Source organism: Novosphingobium fuchskuhlense (assembly GCF_001519075.1).
Lineage (GTDB): Bacteria > Pseudomonadota > Alphaproteobacteria > Sphingomonadales > Sphingomonadaceae > Novosphingobium > Novosphingobium fuchskuhlense.
This window is the reverse complement of sequence record NZ_KQ954244.1, coordinates 1,668,561-1,674,442: the sequence shown is the minus strand read 5'-3', so window position 1 is coordinate 1,674,442 and position 5,882 is coordinate 1,668,561. Positions and strand designations below refer to the sequence as shown.

The 5,882-nt window shown below is 54.7% G+C and carries 3 tRNA genes and 3 rRNA genes; all 6 read right to left on the bottom strand.

The annotated features are described in order from the left end of the window. Positions 1-243: 243 nt before the first annotated feature. The 6 genes from AQZ52_RS07875 to AQZ52_RS07850 all read right to left on the bottom strand — a co-directional run bounded on the left by AQZ52_RS07875 (position 244) and on the right by AQZ52_RS07850 (position 5,562). Positions 244-320, bottom strand: a tRNA-Met gene (locus AQZ52_RS07875). A gap of 114 nt (positions 321-434) precedes the next feature. Then, a 5S ribosomal RNA gene (rrf, locus tag AQZ52_RS07870) occupies positions 435-549 on the bottom strand. Positions 550-658: 109 nt separating this feature from the next. Continuing rightward, positions 659-3,450, bottom strand: a 23S ribosomal RNA gene (locus AQZ52_RS07865). Between the two features lie 260 nt (positions 3,451-3,710). Further along, positions 3,711-3,786 (bottom strand) — tRNA-Ala (locus tag AQZ52_RS07860). Positions 3,787-3,810: 24 nt separating this feature from the next. After that, positions 3,811-3,887: transfer RNA gene (locus AQZ52_RS07855), tRNA-Ile, on the bottom strand. A 192-nt stretch (positions 3,888-4,079) separates the two neighbouring features. Continuing rightward, a 16S ribosomal RNA gene (locus tag AQZ52_RS07850) occupies positions 4,080-5,562 on the bottom strand. Together the 16S, 23S and 5S rRNA genes with 3 tRNA genes alongside form the textbook arrangement of a ribosomal RNA operon. Between the last annotated feature and the right edge of the window lie 320 nt (positions 5,563-5,882).

Below are 5,882 nucleotides of genomic sequence, written 5' to 3'. Positions count from 1 at the left end.
GTCCTTTCCCGCCTGATTGGGGTTTTTCGGATTGTTTGGCTGCCTATTCAGGCCGAGGGTTTGGCGGCGGTGGAAGGCAGGGTGGTTCTGCGGGGCGGGCGTGCCGCCCCTGGTTTGCCGCTGCGCCGGCGGGCACCGGGCGTGGCGGTATGGGGCGGGCGGTATGGGGCGGTGTTTTTGATTGCGGCGCGAGGGCTGGACAGCAAAAAGCCCCGCGTCCTTTCGGGCCGGGGCTGTTGTGCTTGGTTGCGGGGGCAGGATTTGAACCTGCGACCTTCAGGTTATGAGCCTGACGAGCTACCGGACTGCTCCACCCCGCGTCACCGGATCTCTGGCGTGGTGGCCAGAGACAAAAAAGCCGCCGCTCGGATACGTCCGGCAGCGGCTGTTTTGACATGTGAATGGGTTTTGCCACGATATGCGCCGGCTTCAATGCCTGGCGACGACCTACTCTTCCAACGCTTGAGCGTTAGTACCATTGGCGCAGTCCGGTTTCACGGCCGAGTTCGAGATGGGATCGGGTGGGGCACAGACGCTATGGTCACCAAGCAATGAAGCAGGCGCATATCGGGTTTTTAATCGATGCTGGTTTCGGCGTTGTTCCGGCCGAGCAATTCGCCCGTCACTGATCAGCAAAGCTGTCATTGATGGTGGAATTCTCAAGCATGAACAGAGTTATTAGGACCGGTTAGCTTCATGCGTTACCGCACTTCCACACCCGGCCTATCAACGTGGTGGTCTACCACGACTCGATGATACCTAATCTTGAGGGAGGCTTCCCGCTTAGATGCTTTCAGCGGTTATCCCGTCCATGCATAGCTACCCTGCTGCACTCCTGGCGGAATGACAGGTACACCAGAGGCATGTTCACCCCGGTCCTCTCGTACTAGGGGCAACTCCTCTCAAGTATCGACGCCCACGGCAGATAGGGACCAAACTGTCTCGCGACGTTCTGAACCCAGCTCACGTACCACTTTAATTGGCGAACAGCCAAACCCTTGGGACCTGCTCCAGCCCCAGGATGTGATGAGCCGACATCGAGGTGCCAAACGATTCCGTCGATATGAGCTCTTGGGAATCATCAGCCTGTTATCCCCGGCGTACCTTTTATCCGTTGAGCGATGGCCCTTCCACGAGGGACCACCGGATCACTATGACCGACTTTCGTCTCTGCTCGACTCGTCAGTCTCGCAGTCAGGCAGGCTTATGCCATTGCACTCTAACAGACGGTTTCCAACCGTCCTGAGCCTACCATCGCGCGCCTCCGTTACTCTTTAGGAGGCGACCGCCCCAGTCAAACTACCCGCCACAGAGGGTCCCCGAACCGGATAACGGTTCTGGGTTAGACATCAGAAAACAACAGGGTGGTATTTCACCTATGGCTCCACACCAGCTGGCGCCGGTGCTTCAAAGCCTCCCACCTATGCTACACAATTCTTTCCTAATGCCACTCTGAAGCTGCAGTAAAGGTGCACGGGGTCTTTCCGTCTAACCGCGGGTACTCCGCATCTTCACGGAGAATTCAATTTCGCTGAGCATATCCTGGAGACAGTGGGGAAGTCGTTACGCCATTCGTGCAGGTCGGAACTTACCCGACAAGGAATTTCGCTACCTTAGGACCGTTATAGTTACGGCCGCCGTTTACTCGGGCTTCAATTCGGAGCTTGCACTCCTCCTCTTAACCTTCGAGCACCGGGCAGGCGTCAGACCCTATACGTCGTCTTGAAGCCGACTTAGCAGAGTCCTGTGTTTTTGCTAAACAGTCGCTACCCCCTGGCCTGTGCCCCCCACAAGTGCTTGCGCATATGTGGGGCCTCCTTCTTCCGAAGGTACGGAGGCAATTTGCCGAGTTCCTTCAGGATACTTCTCTCAAGCGCCTTGGTATACTCTACCAGACCACCTGTGTCGGTTTCGGGTACGGTCTATACGGTGGGGCTATTTCCTGGAACCATTTCAAAGCCACTCCAATCCGTTAAGGAGTGACAATACACATGATCCGTCACACACCACCAGGCCCACGAATATTAACGTGGTTCCCATCGACTACCCCCTTCGGGCTCGTCTTAGGGGCCGGCTCACCCTGCTCAGATTAGCTTTAAGCAGGAACCCTTGGTCTTTCGGCGAGAGGGCATCTCACCCTCTTTGTCGCTACTCATGTCAGCATTCGCACTTCCGATACCTCCACGACCCATTACCAGATCGCTTCACAGGCCTACGGAACGCTCCGCTACCGCTCAGTCAAAGACTGAACCCTAAGCTTCGGTGCATCACTTTAGCCCCGATACATCTTCGCCGCAGGATCTCTTATTTAGACCAGTGAGCTGTTACGCTTTCTTTAAAGGATGGCTGCTTCTAAGCCAACCTCCTGGTTGTTTTGGAAATCCCACATGCTTTCCCACTTAGTGATGACTTGGGGACCTTAGCTGTAGGTTAGGGCTGTTTCCCTTTTGACGACGGACCTTAGCACCCGCCGTCTGTCTGCCGGATAAGACTCGATGGTATTCGGAGTTTGGTTAGGTTTGGTAGATCTCGCGACCCCCTAGCCCATCCAGTGCTCTACCCCCATCGGCATACATCCGACGCTCTACCTCAATAGATTTCGCGGAGAACCAGCTATTTCCCGGTTTGATTGGCCTTTCACCCCTAAACACAACTCATCCGAGAATTTTTCAACATTCAACGGTTCGGCCCTCCAGTGCGTGTTACCGCACCTTCAGCCTGGTCATGCCTAGATCACCGGGTTTCGGGTCTAATTCATCATACTCTAGCGCCCTATTCAGACTCGCTTTCGCTGCGCCTACACCTACCGGCTTAAGCTCGCATGATAAACTAAGTCACTGACCCATTATGCAAGAGGTACGCAGTCACCCCCTAAAGAGGCTCCTACTGCTTGTAAGCATTCGGTTTCAGGTACTGTTTCACTCCCCTCATCGGGGTGCTTTTCACCTTTCCCTCACGGTACTGGTTCGCTATCGGTCATGTACGAGTATTTAGGCTTGGAGGGTGGTCCCCCCATGTTCAGACAGGATTACACGTGTCCCGCCCTACTCGAGTCCTCATCCATCACTTTCGCATACGGGGCTGTCACCCGCTATGGCCACTCTTTCCAAAGTGTTCTGCTAGTTGAAGATGAGGCACTGGCCTGGTCCGCGTTCGCTCGCCACTACTAACGGAATCTCGGTTGATGTCTTTTCCTCCAGGTACTGAGATGTTTCAGTTCCCCGGGTTCGCTTCACCAAGCCTATTTTATTCAGCTCGGTGATACCTAATCCACCTCTCCCGCATCCCGATCACTCGGAACATGGAAGAAATGGTGAAGGTGGGTTTCCCCATTCGGAAATCGCCGGATCAAAGTTTGCTCACAACTCCCCGACGCTTATCGCAGCGTGCCACGTCCTTCATCGCCTGTACATGCCAAGGCATCCACCAAATGCTCTTACCTCACGCTTGAGAATCCACACCATCAACGACAGCCTTGCATATACTGTCGCCGTTTCTAGGCGTGGACGAATAATCTCAGCCAGATTTACAACATCTGTAAGTGACGCATCCGCATGTGGTCCTTGAACCACACACCAATGCACCACGGCATCGATTAAAAACCCATTCACAATGTCAAAGAAGCGCGAGGACAATCCCCGCTGACCGATCGTAAGATCGGATATCGTGTCTTCATCTCTGGAGTTCGTTCGAGGCGCTAACCTCAGGCATGGTGGAGCCTATCGGGATCGAACCGATGACCCCCTGCTTGCAAAGCAGGTGCTCTCCCAGCTGAGCTAAGGCCCCCTACCATTTCGCCAAGAGTGCGGATGGTGGGCCGAGCAAGAGTTGAACTTGCGACCTCACGCTTATCAGGCGTGCGCTCTAACCACCTGAGCTACCGGCCCATACCGCACCAAAAGCTGGCAAACACCCCTAGGGCGCGCCGCGGGCGGCTGATAGCCAGCTCAGGCTCATAACGCAGCCAGATGCTGCGCTAATCTCCAGTGATGAAGGGACATGAGGACGACGGCATGTTCTTTGAAAAGATGGGAAGCCCTTCCCAGCTCAAGGCCAGGCGCTTTCCGATCGATCCTTAGAAAGGAGGTGATCCAGCCGCAGGTTCCCCTACGGCTACCTTGTTACGACTTCACCCCAGTCGCTGATCCCACCGTGGTCAGCTGCCTCCTTGCGGTTAGCGCACTGCCTTCGGGTGAAACCAACTCCCATGGTGTGACGGGCGGTGTGTACAAGGCCTGGGAACGTATTCACCGCGGCATGCTGATCCGCGATTACTAGCGATTCCGCCTTCATGCTCTCGAGTTGCAGAGAACAATCCGAACTGAGACGGCTTTTGGAGATTAGCTCACCCTCGCGAGTTTGCTGCCCACTGTCACCGCCATTGTAGCACGTGTGTAGCCCAGCGTGTAAGGGCCATGAGGACTTGACGTCATCCCCACCTTCCTCCGGCTTATCACCGGCGGTTTCCTTAGAGTGCCCAACTGAATGATGGCAACTAAGGACGAGGGTTGCGCTCGTTGCGGGACTTAACCCAACATCTCACGACACGAGCTGACGACAGCCATGCAGCACCTGTCACCGCGTCCCCGAAGGGAACCCCAAATCTCTCTGGGTAGCGCGGGATGTCAAACGCTGGTAAGGTTCTGCGCGTTGCTTCGAATTAAACCACATGCTCCACCGCTTGTGCAGGCCCCCGTCAATTCCTTTGAGTTTTAATCTTGCGACCGTACTCCCCAGGCGGATAACTTAATGCGTTAGCTGCGTCACTCAGTCACCAAGTGACCGAACAACTAGTTATCATCGTTTACGGCGTGGACTACCAGGGTATCTAATCCTGTTTGCTCCCCACGCTTTCGTACCTCAGCGTCAGTACTTGTCCAGTTAGTCGCCTTCGCCACTGGTGTTCTTCCGAATATCTACGAATTTCACCTCTACACTCGGAATTCCACTAACCTCTCCAAGACTCTAGTTATCTAGTTTCAAAGGCAGTTCCGGGGTTGAGCCCCGGGCTTTCACCTCTGACTTGAATAACCGCCTACGTACTCTTTACGCCCAGTAATTCCGAACAACGCTAGCTCCCTCCGTATTACCGCGGCTGCTGGCACGGAGTTAGCCGGAGCTTATTCTCCAGGTACTGTCATTATCATCCCTGGTAAAAGAGCTTTACGACCCGAAGGCCTTCATCACTCACGCGGCATTGCTGGATCAGGCTTTCGCCCATTGTCCAATATTCCCCACTGCTGCCTCCCGTAGGAGTCTGGGCCGTGTCTCAGTCCCAGTGTGGCTGATCATCCTCTCAGACCAGCTAAGGATCGTCGGCTTGGTAGGCCTTTACCCCACCAACTACCTAATCCTACGCGGGCTCATCCTTTGCCGATAAATCTTTGGTCCGAAGACATCATCCGGTATTAGCAGTCATTTCTAACTGTTATTCCGAAGCAAAGGGCAGATTCCCACGCGTTACGCACCCGTGCGCCACTAGACCCGAAGGTCTCGTTCGACTTGCATGTGTTAGGCATGCCGCCAGCGTTCGTTCTGAGCCAGGATCAAACTCTCAAGTTTTGTCAAAATATCTCACGGCACGGGAAATCCCGCCAACCGCGCGATACCTAACTTCGGGAGCCGATACCTGCACTTGTCAAACGTATGGTTACGTTAGGACATGCTCTGGCATCGACTTGGTTACCGGTTTCCGAGGCCCAAAGACCCTCAGAACCGGGCGCCGTCGCCCACATGTCCCTTCATCTAAACTAACAATGTCAAAGAACCGCCAAACAAATTTGGCGGACAACCAGCCCTTCCCGATTTTACCTACCGGGAGACCAGACGTCCGAACCATGTTGGCGACCAGCAAAGAAAGAAACGAAACCGCCGTTCCCTGC